Below are 13,546 nucleotides of genomic sequence, written 5' to 3'. Positions count from 1 at the left end.
CGCCTCAGTCGCCCGGCCCCGGGTCCGGACGGACCGGAGTCCGCAGCCCCGCCCTGGCCGCCTCGAGCTGCGCGGCGAACGCGATGCCGAGGAAGAGCGCCACCGCGGTCAGGTTGGCCCACAGCAACAGGGCGATGAACGCGGTCAGCGGCCCGTAGACGGCCCCGAACGCGCCGCTGCGCCCGACGTACAGCGCGAGCAGCCACGTCGCGCAGACCCACAGCACCAGGTGGACGGCGGATCCGAAGGCCAGCCAGGTGTAGCCCGGCTGGTCACGCCGGGGCGACCAGCGCAGTATCACCGCCGAGGCGACCCAGGCCAGCAGCAGTCCCGCCGGCACCTCGAGGGCGCCCCACCAGCCGGCGCCGCCGCCCGAGCGGCCGGTCGACCGGGCCACCGCGTCCCCGACGGCCTCACCGGCGACGAGCACCATGAACCCCAGCACCATCGGCAGCCCGGCGGTGACCGCGAGGACCAGCGCCCTGCCGTACTTGCGGGGGAAGGGCCGGTCCCGTTCGATGCCGTAGATGCGGTTGGCGCCCCGTTCGATCTGGCCCATGGCCGACGCCAGGTTCAGCAGCGCGAACCCCAGGCCCAGCCACAGCGCGACCGTGCTCCAGGCGTCGCTGTGGGCGCTGCGCCGGGTGCCCTCGAACGCCCGCTCCACGACGTCGGCACTGGCACCCGGAACGATCCGGCCGAGCGTGAGCTCGACGACCCGGCCCACTCCCTCGGTGTGCACCGATGTGGCGAGACCCACCAGCACGACGGTGAACGGCACCAGGCCGAGGACCACCTGGAAGGCGAGGGCCCGGGCGTTGGTGAAGCCGTCCGCGTAGCGGAACCGGGCGAAGGAGTCGGTCAGCAGCCGCAGACCTCCGTACCGCCTCAGCGCGGTCAGTGCTTCGTCGCCGGAGAGTTCCTCCCCGATCATGTCCCGCGTCTGCGGCACGTGCACGGCGGTTCCCACGGTCGGCTGCTCCTCGGGTCGGGGCGGTGGAGTCTTCCACCGTCCGGATGCCCCGTCCCACCGGGTTGACCGGGGTGACCCGTGGGCGTGCACTCGGGCCGGTGGCCGCCGTGCCCCGTTTCCCTCCGCCGAGCGTGCTGACTAGCCGTGAGGCCGGCTGAACGGATGGCGCCGTCCGGCGCGCCTGCGGCTCCCGGCCGCCACCCCGTCCAATGGCACCCGCCCGAGATCCTCCGCGGTCTCTCCGGTCTCCGCGTCGAAGCCGCGTGACGGCCCCCTCGCGTTCTCCACGACCTTCCTGCCCTGCGCGTCGATCAGACGGGTGACGGATTCCTGGGCGACACCGAAGACGAGCGCCCAGGCGAGGATCTGCGCCCCGCTGTCCAGGTCGGACAGGCCGGGAATGAACCCGCCCTGGATGATGAGAAGGCCGAACAGGGCGGCAAGCGCGCCGACCGGCAACCTGAGCAACAGCAGACAGATGGGCATCATGTACGGCGTGGCGGTGCCCTGCATCTTGCGCAGCGAGACGGCGCCCGCCAGGACCGCACCGCACAGACCGAAGAACTCGACGATCAGGACGTCGCCGCCTGCCGGAGTGTCACCGATCGGGCAGAACGTCGCCCCCTTCTGTCCGGTGAAGCAGAGCTTCCCGGCGATCGCCTGCGGGTCGACGTAACCCCAGACCGCGAGCAGCGCGGCGATGACGCCGGTGATGACGACGGAGGTCAACAGGATGTTCCGGAAGCTCCGCACCCGCGAAGCTCCAGATCCTGGGCGTCGTTGGCCGCTCGCAACGCCCTTACCGCAAGGTCTCTGAACCGCCCGTCGAGTCTTCTGCCGTTCGACTCGACCCGGGACTCCAGTGCGTTGCGAATGGGGTCCTCTACGCCCAGATGCTGCCTGGTGCGCGCGAGGATCTCCGTCCCCCACCAGGTGAGGTCCTTCTCGACGGCGAGCTTCAGGATGCTCAGTTCAGCCCGGTGGATGTTCGCCCAGGCCCGGTCCACGGTTGCTCCGGAGAGCAGTGAACGCGGCGTCTCCCTGGCGTCTATGGCCTGTCGCGCGGCGGCTAGTTGCACCTCGGCCTTCTCCAGCAGACGCGCCGCCTCGTCCGACAGGTCGCCGCGGACTTCGATGCCGTCCAACTCCGCCTGCAGTTCCGCGACATACGCCGAGGCGCGCTGATGCCACGAGGACCTCTTCGAACCCGCCACATCTCCGGCCCTGTCCGGGTTGTTGATCTGCATGGAACTACTCCGAAAGGCTTCGAACTCCCCAAGTTCCGAATACCTCCGACCGCGTTGTGGGTTGGGGGAGGAGTGTTCGCCTTTCACGCTCCCGTCCCATCGCCTTGATCGCAACCCGGCCCGGCGGGGTCGCCTCCCGCCGGGCCGTCGCGGCCGGCTCAGGCGAGGCCGGCCGGCCGGAGTGTCGCCTCGCACCAGCGGCGGAAGCTCGTGGGCGCGGTGTCCGGTGTGGGAGGCTCGGCCGAGCCGTAGAAGCCCTGGGTGTCCATCGCGGAGGCCATGTCGGCCAGGCCCCGGGCGCCGTCCTCGCTCGCCCCGAGCCGCAGCGCCGCCGCCCGGTACTCCTCCGGAGTGCTCACCCGTACCCGCACCGGGCGGCCCAGTACGTCGGACATGACCTCCGCCATGCCCTCGGGGGTGAGGTCGTCGGGGCCGACCAGCGGGACGTCGGCCCGGCCGGTCCAGGAGTCGTCGAGCAGCAGCCGGGCCGCCGTCGCGGCGATGTCGCCGGTGGCGCAGCTCCGCAGGACCCGGTCCGCGGCGTACGCCACGCGGAATTCGCCCGTGGAGCGCAGGGCCGCCGTCTGGCCGAGCAGGTTCTCCATCAGGAAGGGCGGGCACAGCGCCCGGTAGTGCACGCCGGTGGCCGCGATCCGGTCGTCCATGGCGAGCGAGGCGGAGATCGGCCCGGCGTTCTTCGCGACACCGCGTCCCAGGGTGGAGACGGCGACGACCCGCTGGACACCGTGCCGCACGATCGCCTCGCACAGGGGCAGCGTGAAGTCGCGGAAGTGGCCCTCGACGCTGTCGGCGCCGGGCGCCGGCGGCACCAGCCAGAACACCCGGTCGGCACCGGCGCAGGCCGCTTCGAGAACCGCGGGGTCGGCGTGCGAGCCCTGGAAGACCTCGGTCCGTGCGCGTGCCCGGGGAGTGAGGCGGCCGGGATCGCGGGCGATCACGCGGATCGCGGTCCCGTCGCCGAGGGCGTCGAGGACGTTGTCGAGGACCTGCCGGCCGATACCGCCGGTCGGGGTGGTGATGACGATCACGGAACACAACTCCGCTTCAGGGAAAAGGTGGTGGACCGCGCCGGACCGGCGGGCCCGCTCCGGCCCGGGCTCCGGCGCGTCCTCATCCTGTGCCGCGGCCCCGTGGAACTGAAGGACCGTCCTGATCCCGGTAGTTACCCTGAGGGCAATACCAAGAGAGGCGGAGAGCATGGAGTCCCGTCCCCTGCGCTACTTCGTCGCCGTCGCCGAGGAACTCAACTTCGCGCGCGCGGCCGAGCGGCTCGGCATCTCACCGCCGCCCCTGTCCCGGGCGATCCGCCGGCTGGAGGCCGAGCTGGGCGTCACCCTGTTCGAGCGGACCACGCACCAGGTGACCCGGACTCCGGCGGGCGACGTGCTGCTCGCCGAGGCCCGCGTCGCGCTGGAGGCACTGGAGGCGGCCGGGCGCAGAGCCCGCCGTGCGGCGGCGGCCCCGGGACTGGTGCTGGCCGTGAAGGCCGACGGGGACGCGGGCCTGCTGGAGCCGATCCTGGCACGCTACGCGTCCGAACCCGGATCCGTGCCGGTCACCGTCCGGCTGTGCGGCTGGCAGGAACAGCCGAAGCTGCTGCGCGGCGGCGAGGCGGACGCCGCCCTGGTGCACGAGCCGTTCGACGGCACCGGCCTCGACAGCGAGCCGCTGACCGCCGAACCGCGCGTCGCCGTCCTCGCCTCGGACCACCCGCTCGCCGCGCGCGACCGGTTGGAGCTGGCCGACCTCGGCTGGAGTCCCGGCAGCGTGGAGCGGCGCATCGACGAGGCCCGGCGCGGCCGGGGCGACCTGGCCCAGGTGCTGACGGCCGTGTCGCTCGGGGAAGCGGTCACCCTGCTGCCCGCCTCGGTCGCCGTACGCTATCCGCGTCCGGGAGTCGCCTACCGTCCGGTGTCCGACGCGCCACCGGTCGTCCTCGCCCTCGCCTGGCCCCAGGAGTCCCGCTCGACCGCGACCGCGGCACTCGTGCGCGTGGCGGCCGAGGTGGCCGAGGTGGCCGGGACCGCCCGCGACGGAGCGTAGGCGGTCCCGGGGCCGGAGCCCTGCGTCCGGATCAGCAGGTGCGGCCGGTGTACCACGCGCCGTCGACGTCGGAAGCGGATCCCAGCCAGGTGACACCCGGTCCCACGCACCGCTCGCTGTTCGGACCCCAGTCGTCGATCTCGATGACGATGCGTGAACCGTCCGAGGTGCAGTGGTTGTAGTACGAGTCGGAGGCGGTCTTGAAGAAGCCGCAGGGATCCGCTGCGGCCGGACCCGCGCTCACGGTGACCGCGCCGACGGAGGCGAGACCGAGAGCGAGGGAACCGAGGGCACTGGTGACGATGCGACGAACGCGCAAGGAGAGCTCCCAACAGTGGAGTGATCGGTGGCCGGGCCCCGTGGGGGCCGGCCGGTCCGTTGTCGAGGCCCCAGGCTCACAGCTCGGAGCCGCCGTCACGACGGCCGCTGGTCTCGTTCACCCGGCGAATCGATTCACTGCTGCGCCGATCAGTTGATCCTCACCGGTTCCCCGCACGGCGGGCGGAGGACGGCCGGAAGGGCGCCCGGAGCGAGTCAGCCCCAGGTCCGGCCGGCCGGTTCCTTGATGGTGCGGTTGATGCGGTTGAAGAAGTTGGTCAGCGCGATCTCCAGGTTGATCGCGCCGATCTGCTCCTCGGTGAAATGGGCGTTGGCCTCCGCCCAGATCTCGTCGGTGACTCCCTCCGCACCGTCCTGCAGCCGGGTGGCGGCCTCGGCCAGCGCCAGTGCCGCGCGCTCCGCGTCGGTGTAGAACGGCGCCTCGCGCCACGCCGCCACGTTGTGCAGCCGCTCGTCGGTGTCACCGGCCTTCCTCCCTCCGGCGACACTGGCGTGGACGCACGCCGAGCAGCTGTTGATCTGGCTGGCGCGCAGGTGCACCAGCGCGAGCAGCTTCGGGTCGACGCCCCCGGCGGCGATCGCCTTCTGCAGGTGCCCGACCGCCTTCCACAGGTCGGGGTTGTCGGTGTTCTCGTTCTTCAGCCGGTTCTGCATGGCAGGTTGCTCCTTCGTCGGGGTTACCTTGCGGGGCTGGTGCCCGTCACCCCTGTGACGGAGCCGCTCCCAGGGAGGTAACACCATGTCCGGCGCCCATCCCGCCGATCCGATCGCCGAGGCCTTCGAGGCGCACCGCGAACGGCTCACGGCCGTCGCCCACCGCGTGCTCGGCTCGCACGCCGACGCGGACGACGCGGTCCAGGAGGCGTGGCTGCGCCTGTCCCGCCAGGACGCCGGCGCCATCGACAATCTCGGCGGCTGGCTGACCACCGTGGTCGGCCGCATCAGCCTCGACATCCTGCGCTCGGGCCGCACGCGCCCGACCGTCTCCCTCGACGACCAGCCGCCCGGACGCACCGTGACGCCCGACGACGGCCCGGATCCGGAAGAGCTCGTGGCACTGGGCGACTCGGTGGGCCCGGCGCTGTCGACGGTCCTGGACTCGCTGCGCCCCGACGAGCGCCTGGCGTTCGTGCTGCACGACGTGTTCGCCGTGCCCCACGGGGAGATCGGCACCATCCTCGGCAGGACCGCCGACGCGACCAAGATGCTCACCAGTCGCGCCCGCCGGAAGGTGCGCGCCGCCCGGCACACGGCAGACGACCGGCAGCGGCAACGCGAGGTGGTCGGGGCGTTCCTGGCCGCCGCCCGCGAGGGCCGGTTCGAGCGGCTGCTGGAGGTTCTCCACCCCGAGGTGGAGTTCACCGTCCACACCCCCGGCGGACGGTTCGTCACGATCGGCGCCACCGAGGTCGCCGGCCGCGCCCGCGTGGCCGGCGGCGCGGCACACGGCCACGCCGCGACCGTCGACGGGCGGCCCGGCGTCATCGCCTGGAACGAGGACGGCACGCCGCTGTCCCTGCTCGCCTTCACCGTCGCCGACGGCCGCATCACCAGGATCACCGCCGTGGTCGACCCGGCCGAACTCGCGTCCATGGACCTGCCGGGCCCGGTCAGGCCAGTGCGTTGACCGCCGCCGCGAAGAGGCGGGGCAGGCGGGCGGCCGTGGGCATGATGTGTGACGCCAGCGCCGGTTGCTGGCGGGCCCTCACCAGGAGGTCGGTCAGGAGCCGGTGGCGGCGGGTCGCGCGGAGCCAGTCGCTCTCGTAGCGGCCGGGCGTGCCGCGGCGCACGTTGGCGACCAGGGCCTCGGCACCGGTGAGGGCCAGGGAGACGCCCTCACCGGTCAGCGCGTCGGTGTAACCGGCTGCGTCACCGACGAGCAGCACCCGTCCGTGGGCGCGGGTGCGTGCCCGCTGGCGCAGCGGCCCCGCGCCGCGTACCGCGGTGACGGCCGCGTCCGCGGGGAGACGGGCCGCCAGTTCGGGAAAGCCCTCGAGCTGGGTGCCGAAGGGCGCTCGCCGGGCCGTCAGCAGGGCGACGCCGACGAGCGCGGGGCCGAGCGGAGTCACGTACGCCTCTCCGTGGGGACCCCAGTGCACCTCGACGAAGGAGGACCAGGGAGGCACCGCGTAGTGGCGGCGCAGGCCGTATCTGGGCGCCGCCCGGGTCCTCACCTCCAGGCCGAGCGAACGGCGCAACGGCGAGTGGAGTCCGTCCGCGGCGACCAGCCACCGTGCGCGCAGCCCCGTACCGGGTACGGTCACGCTCGTCGCGTCCTGTCGTACTTCCCCCACCCGCAGGGGCAGTACGGGCACCCCCGCGTCCACGACCGCCTGGTACAGGCCGCTGTGCAAGGCGGTGCGGCGCACGCCGAGGCCGGGGCCGTGCCGGAAGGCGGCCTGTGCCCGGCGGGGGCCCTGGACGTAGCGGATGCCGGTGACCGGGTGGCCGGAAAACTCCAGGCCGAGCGCGCCCAGGGCACGCACCGCGCCGGGCATCAGACCCTCGCCGCACGCCTTGTCGACCGGTGCACGGCGCGGCTCCGCCACGACGGTGTCGAGACCCGCGCGCACGGCGTGCAGGGCGGTCGCGAGACCGGCGGGACCGCCTCCGACGATCAGCACGTCGTGACGGCCGCTCACGCGGGCGCCGCCGAGACGAGGGCCGTGTTCTCGCAGCGGATGCGGACGGTGAGCAGCAGCGCGTTGGCCGCGGTGAACGCCGTGGCGGTCAGCCAGGCGGAGTGGACCAGGGGCAGTGCGGCGATCTCCACGACGACGGCGACGTAGTTGGGGTGACGCAGGAACCGGTAGGGACCGGCGCCGACCAGGCGCGCCCCGGGGACGACGATCACCCGGGTGTTCCAGTACGGCCCCAGAGCGGTGACGCACCACCAGCGCAGTGCCTGCGCCAGGAGGGCGAGCGCCAGCATGACCCACCCCAGAGCGGGCAGGAACGGCCGGTCGGCGAGCGCGGATTCGGCGAGGCAGCAGGCGAGCAGACCCGTGTGCAGCGCGACCATGACCGGGTAGTGGCCGCGGCCGTGCTCCACACCGGCGCGGGAGAGGGTCCATGCGGCGTTGCGCCGCGCGACGAGGAGCTCGGCGACGCGTTCACCCGCGACGGCGAGCACGAGAAGCGTGTACCAGGGCATGAGGTCACTCACCAGCGCAGCAGGACGACTTCGGAACAGAACCCCGGCCCCATCGCCAGGAGCAGACCCCACGTGCCGGGCTCGGGGCGGTGGGACTCCCAGGTCTCCCTCAGGATGTGGAGCACGGAGGCGGAGGACATGTTTCCCACCGTTGCGAGCGAGTGCCAGGCGGTGTTCAGGGCACCACCGGGCAGGCCGAGGGTGTCGGCCACGGTGGCGAGCACCTTGGGGCCTCCCGGGTGGCACACCCAGCTCCCGATGTCGTCCGTGGTGAGACCGTGCTCGGCCAGGAACGCGCGCAGGTGCCGGCCCAAGTGGTCCCGCACGATGTCGGGGACACCGGCGTCGATCACGACACGGAACCCGGTGGGGCCGATGTCCCACCCCAGGAGTCGTTCGGTGTCCGGATACAGGCGGCTGCGTGTCGCGACCACCAGGGGCCCGGCCCCGCCCGGCCCGGCCCCGCCCGGCCCGGACCCGCCCGGCCCGGACCCGCCCGGCCCGGCGCCGCCACCGCCGCGTGCCACGAGCGCCGCGGCGCCGTCGCCGAACAGGGCGCCGGCGACGAGGTTGGCGCGTGAGGCGTCGCGCCGCTGGAGGGTCAGTGAGCACAGTTCGACGCTGAGGAGTACGGCGGTGTCGCCCGGGTGGCCCCGCAGGTAGTCGTGCAGCCGTGCGAGTCCGGCCGCGCCGGCCACGCACCCCAGGCCGAACACCGGGAGCCTCTTGACGTCCGGCCGCAGTCCCAGGCGCCCGGCCAGCCGGGCGTCGAGCGACGGAGCGGCGATGCCGGTGATGGAGGTGCACACCAGCAGATCCACGTCGGCCGGACCGAGCCCGGCGTCCCGCAGTGCGCCGGCGAGGGCTTCCTCGCCCAGTTCGAGCCCGGCGGCCAGCCACGCGTCGTTGCTCCGCCCGAAGTCGCCGAGGTCGGTGTACCGCTCGATCGGCAGGGCCAGATGGCGTGTGCGCACACCTGCCGACGCGTGGAGGCGGCGCAACAGGGCGCGGTCGGCACCGGAGGGCAGGCACAGATCACCGATGGCCTCGGTGAGGTCCTCCTGGGCGTACCGGTACGGCGGCAGTGCGGTGCGGATCGCGGTGACCGAGGTCGCCGTGCCCGGGGGAGCCGGGCGGGAGGACGTGGCGGGCAGGGGAAGGGCGTCGTCGACGATCGCAGTGACACGCATGCCGGTCATGCCCTTCTCTTGCCGGATTCTCCCTTAACGTCCCTGTGTGTCTCTACACGCACCCGGAACCCTTACGTCCGCGACACGCCGCGTTCCGGTGCTGTTGCGCTGCTGCCACCTGGAGCCGGCGGTCGCGGTGACGGTGTTCGTGACCGCGCTCGCCGTGGCGGCGGGCCGCGGGGCGGCGGGGTCCGCCGCGGTGGCCACGGCCGTGCTGGCGGGCCAGCTCTCGGTCGGCTGGTGCAACGACGCGGTCGACGCCCGCCGCGACACGGTGTGCGGACGACGCGACAAGCCGCTGGCCACCGGTGAACTCGCGCCTCGGGCGGCGGCTGTCGCGGCCGGGACCGCGCTGGGGCTGTGCGTGCCGCTGTCGCTGCTGAGCGGCGCCGCCGCCGGAACGGCGCACCTGGGCATGGTGGCCATGGGATGGGGATACAACCTGGTGCTCAAGCGCACGGTGCTCTCACCGCTGCCCTACGCCGTGGGCTTCGGAGCGTTGCCGGCCTTCGTCACCCTCGGTCTTCCGTCACCGTCCTGGCCCGCCTGGTGGGCGGTGACGGCCGGGGCGCTGCTGGGCGTGGGTGCGCACCTGGTCAACGTGCTGCCGGACATCGAGGACGATCTCGGGACCGGTGTGCGCGGGCTGCCGCAGCGGCTCGGCCGCGGAACCTGCCGGTGGCTGGCCCCGGTCGTGATGCTGACGGCCGTGGGCGTACTGGTCGCGGGCCCGCCCGGGGCGGTGGGCGGGCCGGGCGGGGCGCTGGCGGTCACGGCGGGCGCCGTCGCGGTCGCGGGTACGGCTGTGCCGTGGGACGTCCGGAGCCGGTGGCCGTTTCGGGCGGCGATCGTGGTGGCGGGCATCGCCCTGACGCAGCTCTTGCTGCGGGGACCGGACCTGGCCTGACCGTCCCCGGCCCCTCGGTACGGCCGCGACTCAGGGTGTTTCGGTGCCGTGCCTGCGGCCGGCGGTGCGCCGACCCACGCCGATCACGACGATGCCGGCCACCATGAGCAGGCTGCCGGTCAGGGTGCCCCACTGCCGGGCGTCGAGGTTGTCGGTCATCAGCCCGAAGACCGCCTGACAGGAGAGGGCGACGGCGACGACCAGCTGCCCGCAGCCGTGGAGACGCGTGCGGCGGACGGGACCCGGTGCGTGGGAAGCACCCGTCCCCGGGTCATCGCCGCCACACCCGAGGCGGCGATGAGCAACGCCGGCACGACCACCGGTATGCCGAGACATAACGTCATCGCTGGGGGAGACATGTGCCGGGCCTTTCGAGCTCGTGTCACGGGACGGAGCGGCGCGGGGGATTCACGCCGGGACGTCGGACGGAGCCCGACCCGGCGGCGGGTCACCGTGCGGTCGCATGACGGCGTTCCCGCATGCGTTCCGCCAGGACGAGCGCGGCCACGGCGGAGGTCGCCGCGGCCCCGGTGGCCAGCGCGTCCGCGACGTAGCGGTTCAGCTCCGGTCGCAGTACGTCGACGAGCCCGAACAGCACCACGGCTCCCGCGAGGCCGGCCGCGACGGCCGCCGGCCAGGAGTGGTGGCGCGTCCAGAACCACCGCACGAGCCCGGCGCCGATGAGGGGAGCGACGGGCAGGAGAGGCTCGTCGAGGGCCGCGGTCACGCTGTGGCCCAGCACGCTGACCGCCCAGCAGGCCCCGATCACCAGGGCGGCCTCGCTCCGCAGTACGGGCCGCGTCGCCTTGTGCCGTCCGACGGGCGCCTTCCCGTCCCGACGGCGCGCCCGCCGCCGGATCACGTACGCCGCCGCGATCGAGCAGATCAGGAGCGGTCCGACCACCCAGTAGACCGCCGTCAGCCAGGCAGGCTCCCGACCGAACAGTGTGGTCACCATCCTCACGCTCGTGCAGAGACCCGACAGCACGTAGCCGAGCCCCCAGGAGCGGACCACCCACACGGGCCCCTCGAACGGCTCCGGCGGCCGGCGCGGGTGGAGGACGGCCATGCCTCCCCACCACGCCACGCCGAGCCCGACGACCGCCACGAACAATGCCCCCGCCGTGTCCAACGGATCGGTCTGGATCCCCGGCATCCGCGCCTCGCTCTTCACCTCGTACGAACCCCAGCCCCAGGAGCCGCCCCGGTTGATCATGATGGCCGCCGGGGTGCGGAGCGTCATCTGCACAAAACGGCAGACGGCGGGTGCGGCTCCCTTCCGGGGTCCGGCAATGTGGGCGCCTTGCCGCACGGCAGTGTCACAGGGCTCGGGGGAGCAGGGCGTGGTCCGCCGCCATCCCGGTGAATCCCGGGACGGCCACGGGCCTTGCGGCCCGTGGAGAGCGCGCGGATCGGTGAGCATGCGTTCGTCGGCCCCCGGACATCGGACATCGGGACCTACGCACAGTGGAGCTGAGATGAGGCGTTTCCGCCTGGCCGTCATGGTGTCGGCCGCGTTCGTGACGATCGCTGCGGCGAGTGGATGCTCCGACGGCGGCGACGGTGGTGGGTCCTCGTACTCGACGCCGTCGAGCACGGCCCCGAGCAACGCGACGGCCGTCCCGCGGGCGGTGGTGAAGACCGCCTCGGCCGGCTCGCTCGGCACCATCCTGGTCGACGGACAGGGACGCACCCTGTATCTGTTCGAGGCGGACAAGTCGACGACCTCCACCTGCAACGGGGCGTGTGCCACGGCCTGGCCGCCGCTGCTGACGTCCGGGACGCCGTCGGCCGGCGGCTCGGCGAAGTCCGGTCAGGCGGGCACGTCGAAGCGGTCCGACGGCACGACGCAGGTCACCTACCACGGGCACCCGCTCTACCGGTACGCGGGAGACTCCAAGCCCGGCGACACGAACGGTCAGGGCCTCAACCAGTTCGGCGCCGAGTGGTACGTACTCGACGCCGGCGGCAACAAGGTCGACAAGAGCTGAACCGGTGACGACCGGGAGGGACGGGCGACCGACGTGACGACGAGGACCGGCCACCGGGACCGCCGCCGCAACGCTCCGGCGCGGGTCGCCGCTGTCGTGCTCGGCGCGGCCCTGTCACTGGCCACGGCGGTGGCGATCTGGGTGACCGGCCGGCACCACAGCCCCCAGTACACGACGAACCTCTTCGGTGCCCAGGGTGCCGACGCCGTCGTGCTCAAGGCCCGCCTGGGCACGGCCCTGTTCGGCCTGGCGGTCGTCCAGCTCCTGCTGGCCCTGTGGATGTACGGGCGGCTCCCCGGTCTCGCCGCCGCGTCACGCGGCGTCCCCACCGCGCACCGTGTGACGGGCTGGGCGGCCTTCCTGCTGTCGGTGCCCATCGCCTTCCACTGCGTCAACACCTACGGTGTGGAAACCACCAGCACCCGGGTCTTCCTGCACTCGGTCGCCGGCTGCGCGCTGTACGGGGCCTTCGTCGCCAAGGTGCTGGTGGTGCACAGCCGGCACCTCCCCGGCTGGACGCTCCCGGTCGCCGGAAGTGCCCTGTTCTGCGCCGTCGGCGTGCTGTGGTACTCCGCCGCGCTCTGGGCCCTCAACGGATCCGCCGTTCCCGGTCTGTAGCGAAGGGACCCGGCGGAACGAGCACGGCCGCTTCAGCCGCTGAGCGCCTGCTCGCGGGTCTCACGGATGTCGATGAGGGTGTCGACGCCGACGAGCTCCAGGGTGCGCATCACGGCGGGGCCGACGGTGGCCAGGCGCAGCCAGCCGCCGGCCCGCGTGAGTGCCTGGTGGGCGCCGATGAGGATGTTGATGCCGCTGGAGTCCATGAAGGTCACCTGCCGCATGTCCACCACGACGCGGGGGCGGGGCGTGCCGCTCAGGTCGAGGGACCGGCGCAGGGCGTCGCCGGTGTGGTGGTCGATCTCCCCGGCCGGGGTCAGCACGTCGATGCCGTCCGTGACGGTGGCCGCGACGGACAACTGACCCGGCAGTACGACATGTTCCGTGCCCGGTACTTCTTCCTCACCCATGTCAGTGATCTTGGCACATCAGGACCCCGCCTCGACTCGCCACCCCGCGGCCACCGGCTGATTCCAGGTGCCTGGAAGGTGTGACGGAGCCGACACGGTATCGGCAGGAGTCGATCACGCGGACGCGGGTAGGCGGGGGTCGTGAACGGGGTAATGAATGCGTCTCGAATGGACTCCATGCCCGTGGGCGAGGACGGCACCACGCCCGGCGGGCAGAGCATGCACACCACGACGGCCCTGGACGGGGACGGCGCGGTCATCGCTCAGGCGCGCCACTTGGCCGCCGACTTCCTGAGCCGGGTCCAGGCCGAACACGGTCTGCCCGTCTCCCAGCGCGCGATGGAGCTCACACAACTGGTGGTCAGCGAGCTGGTCACCAACGCCCGCAAGTACGCTCCGGGTCCGGTGCTGCTCGATCTGCGCATCCTCGGCGACGTGGTCGAGGTCGAGGTGTGGGACTCCGACCCGGCCCTGCCCATCGCCCGGGCCGGGGACGCCGGCCGGGTCGGCCAGCACGGCCTGGAGATCGTGATGGCCGTCGCCCAGGGCTTCGAAGTCCAGCGCGAGCCCGTCGGCAAGCGCGTCACCGTCCGCCTCGCCCTGGCCGACGACCCCGGCGGCGCCCTCGCCGGCCGCTCGCCTCAGTAGGGCGG

Annotated in this window: 18 protein-coding genes; 6 read left to right on the top strand and 12 right to left on the bottom strand. The window is 73.1% G+C overall.

Features of this window, described 5'->3' with window-relative positions; translation table 11 throughout:
• Positions 1-4 precede the first annotated feature (4 nt).
• The 4 genes from ACFWJB_RS08765 to ACFWJB_RS08750 all read right to left on the bottom strand — a co-directional run bounded on the left by ACFWJB_RS08765 (position 5) and on the right by ACFWJB_RS08750 (position 3,269).
• A complete protein-coding gene (locus tag ACFWJB_RS08765) occupies positions 5-970 on the bottom strand; it encodes a YihY/virulence factor BrkB family protein (RefSeq protein WP_385457495.1) in 966 nt (321 codons plus the stop codon).
• A 141-nt stretch (positions 971-1,111) separates the two neighbouring features.
• Positions 1,112-1,702 (bottom strand): hypothetical protein, encoded by a 591-nt coding sequence (locus tag ACFWJB_RS08760; protein ID WP_386921152.1) that lies wholly within the window; start codon positions 1,700-1,702, stop codon positions 1,112-1,114.
• Entirely contained in the window at positions 1,699-2,220 is a 522-nt protein-coding gene (locus tag ACFWJB_RS08755) for a hypothetical protein (RefSeq protein WP_386921150.1), read from the bottom strand. Before ACFWJB_RS08755 ends, ACFWJB_RS08760 begins: the two co-directional genes overlap by 4 nt.
• 158 nt (positions 2,221-2,378) lie before the next feature.
• Positions 2,379-3,269, bottom strand: coding sequence for an NAD(P)H-binding protein (locus ACFWJB_RS08750; RefSeq protein ID WP_386921148.1), 891 nt, complete (start codon positions 3,267-3,269; stop codon positions 2,379-2,381).
• A gap of 169 nt (positions 3,270-3,438) precedes the next feature.
• On the opposite strand from ACFWJB_RS08750, the gene ACFWJB_RS08745 reads away from it, so the two are divergent.
• Positions 3,439-4,284 (top strand): LysR family transcriptional regulator, encoded by an 846-nt coding sequence (locus tag ACFWJB_RS08745; RefSeq protein ID WP_385457489.1) that lies wholly within the window; start codon positions 3,439-3,441, stop codon positions 4,282-4,284.
• 31 nt (positions 4,285-4,315) lie between these two features.
• Here the strand turns inward: ACFWJB_RS08745 and ACFWJB_RS08740 are convergent, their stop codons facing one another.
• Positions 4,316-4,603, bottom strand: a complete 288-nt coding sequence (locus ACFWJB_RS08740; protein ID WP_385457487.1) for a DUF6355 family natural product biosynthesis protein — start codon at positions 4,601-4,603, stop codon at positions 4,316-4,318.
• A 215-nt stretch (positions 4,604-4,818) separates the two neighbouring features.
• Positions 4,819-5,277 carry a carboxymuconolactone decarboxylase family protein gene (locus tag ACFWJB_RS08735; RefSeq protein ID WP_385457485.1) on the bottom strand — a complete coding sequence of 153 codons (459 nt, stop codon included), beginning with the start codon at positions 5,275-5,277 and terminating at the stop codon, positions 4,819-4,821.
• Positions 5,278-5,362: 85 nt separating this feature from the next.
• Between ACFWJB_RS08735 and ACFWJB_RS08730 the strand changes: the two genes are divergently transcribed.
• Positions 5,363-6,250 (top strand): sigma-70 family RNA polymerase sigma factor, encoded by an 888-nt coding sequence (locus ACFWJB_RS08730; RefSeq protein ID WP_386921145.1) that lies wholly within the window; start codon positions 5,363-5,365, stop codon positions 6,248-6,250.
• Here the strand turns inward: ACFWJB_RS08730 and ACFWJB_RS08725 are convergent.
• Genes ACFWJB_RS08725 through ACFWJB_RS08715 form a run of 3 tightly spaced genes read right to left on the bottom strand, consistent with a single transcriptional unit; the run spans position 6,234 to position 8,967 of the window.
• Complete coding sequence (locus tag ACFWJB_RS08725; protein WP_386921143.1) at positions 6,234-7,265, bottom strand: NAD(P)/FAD-dependent oxidoreductase; 1,032 nt, start codon at positions 7,263-7,265, stop codon at positions 6,234-6,236. The genes ACFWJB_RS08730 and ACFWJB_RS08725 overlap by 17 nt on opposite strands.
• Complete coding sequence (locus ACFWJB_RS08720) at positions 7,262-7,777, bottom strand: isoprenylcysteine carboxyl methyltransferase family protein (protein WP_385457538.1); 516 nt, start codon at positions 7,775-7,777, stop codon at positions 7,262-7,264. The genes ACFWJB_RS08725 and ACFWJB_RS08720 overlap by 4 nt, the downstream gene beginning before the upstream one ends.
• 8 nt (positions 7,778-7,785) lie before the next feature.
• Positions 7,786-8,967: a type III polyketide synthase gene (locus tag ACFWJB_RS08715; RefSeq protein WP_386921141.1), complete on the bottom strand. Its 1,182-nt coding sequence runs from the start codon at positions 8,965-8,967 to the stop codon at positions 7,786-7,788.
• 46 nt (positions 8,968-9,013) lie between these two features.
• Between ACFWJB_RS08715 and ACFWJB_RS08710 the strand changes: the two genes are divergently transcribed.
• The gene (locus ACFWJB_RS08710; protein WP_386921139.1) at positions 9,014-9,874 is read left to right on the top strand and encodes a UbiA family prenyltransferase; all 861 of its coding nucleotides are present in this window, start codon (positions 9,014-9,016) and stop codon (positions 9,872-9,874) included.
• 30 nt (positions 9,875-9,904) lie between these two features.
• Here ACFWJB_RS08710 and ACFWJB_RS08705 read toward each other — a convergent pair whose 3' ends face one another.
• Positions 9,905-10,033, bottom strand: coding sequence for a hypothetical protein (locus ACFWJB_RS08705; protein WP_386921137.1), 129 nt, complete (start codon positions 10,031-10,033; stop codon positions 9,905-9,907).
• A gap of 289 nt (positions 10,034-10,322) precedes the next feature.
• On the bottom strand, positions 10,323-11,117 hold the full coding sequence (locus ACFWJB_RS08700) for a hypothetical protein (RefSeq protein ID WP_386921135.1): 795 nt from the start codon (positions 11,115-11,117) through the stop codon (positions 10,323-10,325).
• A gap of 235 nt (positions 11,118-11,352) precedes the next feature.
• Here ACFWJB_RS08700 and ACFWJB_RS08695 point away from each other — a divergent pair, with 235 nt between their 5' ends.
• Together ACFWJB_RS08695 and ACFWJB_RS08690 are read left to right on the top strand one after the other, a co-directional pair.
• Complete coding sequence (locus ACFWJB_RS08695) at positions 11,353-11,865, top strand: hypothetical protein (RefSeq protein ID WP_386921133.1); 513 nt, start codon at positions 11,353-11,355, stop codon at positions 11,863-11,865.
• Positions 11,866-11,898: 33 nt separating this feature from the next.
• Positions 11,899-12,483, top strand: a complete 585-nt coding sequence (locus tag ACFWJB_RS08690; protein WP_386921131.1) for a DUF6529 family protein — start codon at positions 11,899-11,901, stop codon at positions 12,481-12,483.
• Between the two features lie 32 nt (positions 12,484-12,515).
• Here ACFWJB_RS08690 and ACFWJB_RS08685 read toward each other — a convergent pair whose 3' ends face one another.
• Positions 12,516-12,893, bottom strand: coding sequence for an STAS domain-containing protein (locus ACFWJB_RS08685; protein ID WP_385457471.1), 378 nt, complete (start codon positions 12,891-12,893; stop codon positions 12,516-12,518).
• A 168-nt stretch (positions 12,894-13,061) separates the two neighbouring features.
• Between ACFWJB_RS08685 and ACFWJB_RS08680 the strand changes: the two genes are divergently transcribed.
• Entirely contained in the window at positions 13,062-13,541 is a 480-nt protein-coding gene (locus ACFWJB_RS08680) for an ATP-binding protein (RefSeq protein WP_385457469.1), read from the top strand.
• Positions 13,542-13,546 lie beyond the last annotated feature (5 nt).

Origin of the sequence: Streptomyces sp. NPDC127100, from assembly GCF_042724095.1 — a bacterium.
Classification (GTDB): domain Bacteria; phylum Actinomycetota; class Actinomycetes; order Streptomycetales; family Streptomycetaceae; genus Streptomyces.
This window is presented reverse-complemented; position numbering and strand designations above follow the sequence as displayed.

Excerpts from the sequence above, each read along its gene's own strand:
- ACFWJB_RS08730 (WP_386921145.1), top strand. The coding sequence starts at position 5,363 with ATGTCCGGCGCCCATCCCGCCGATCCGATCGCCGAGGCCTTCGAGGCG.
- ACFWJB_RS08755 (WP_386921150.1), bottom strand. The coding sequence starts at position 2,220 with ATGCAGATCAACAACCCGGACAGGGCCGGAGATGTGGCGGGTTCGAAG.
- ACFWJB_RS08745 (WP_385457489.1), top strand. The coding sequence starts at position 3,439 with ATGGAGTCCCGTCCCCTGCGCTACTTCGTCGCCGTCGCCGAGGAACTC.
- ACFWJB_RS08720 (WP_385457538.1), bottom strand. The coding sequence starts at position 7,777 with ATGCCCTGGTACACGCTTCTCGTGCTCGCCGTCGCGGGTGAACGCGTC.
- ACFWJB_RS08735 (WP_385457485.1), bottom strand. The coding sequence starts at position 5,277 with ATGCAGAACCGGCTGAAGAACGAGAACACCGACAACCCCGACCTGTGG.
- ACFWJB_RS08680 (WP_385457469.1), top strand. The coding sequence starts at position 13,062 with ATGGACTCCATGCCCGTGGGCGAGGACGGCACCACGCCCGGCGGGCAG.
- ACFWJB_RS08705 (WP_386921137.1), bottom strand. The coding sequence starts at position 10,033 with ATGACCGACAACCTCGACGCCCGGCAGTGGGGCACCCTGACCGGCAGC.
- ACFWJB_RS08685 (WP_385457471.1), bottom strand. The coding sequence starts at position 12,893 with ATGGGTGAGGAAGAAGTACCGGGCACGGAACATGTCGTACTGCCGGGT.
- ACFWJB_RS08695 (WP_386921133.1), top strand. The coding sequence starts at position 11,353 with ATGAGGCGTTTCCGCCTGGCCGTCATGGTGTCGGCCGCGTTCGTGACG.
- ACFWJB_RS08700 (WP_386921135.1), bottom strand. The coding sequence starts at position 11,117 with ATGACGCTCCGCACCCCGGCGGCCATCATGATCAACCGGGGCGGCTCC.
- ACFWJB_RS08715 (WP_386921141.1), bottom strand. The coding sequence starts at position 8,967 with ATGCGTGTCACTGCGATCGTCGACGACGCCCTTCCCCTGCCCGCCACG.